Here is a 337-nt window from a genome sequence, read left to right as displayed (position 1 = left end):
CGGTCTGGAGAAACGGACTGGCGGCAACGTCAGCACCGCGCTCCAGGCCGACTCAACACGTACGTCAAGGTCGCCGGGCGGCGGACGTACCTGTACAGGGCGGTTGACCAGCCCGGGCAGGTCATCGACGTCGTCGCCAGCGAACGACGCGACCAGGCCGCGGCCCGAAAGTTCTTCACCGCGGCACCGACCCACGGCCGCCGGCCGGTCGAGGTCACCACCGACAAGGCCCCTGTCTACCCTCGGGTCCTCGACGAACCGCTTCCCGGGGCCTGCCACGTCGATGCCGCACGGGAGAACAATCGGATCGAATCCGACCACAGCCGCCTGAAAGCCG

General features: G+C 68.8%; 1 protein-coding gene. It reads left to right on the top strand.

The genetic code is table 11. From position 1 onward, the window contains the following. The coding region (locus MXD60_RS26365; protein WP_248822402.1) for a DDE-type integrase/transposase/recombinase at positions 1-337 on the top strand (337 nt) is incomplete at both ends.

Source organism: Frankia sp. AgB32 (assembly GCF_023243045.1).
Taxonomy (GTDB): Bacteria; Actinomycetota; Actinomycetes; order Frankiales; family Frankiaceae; genus Frankia.
Note: the sequence above shows the minus strand (reverse complement) of the source record. Positions and strands in the feature narration are given on the sequence as shown.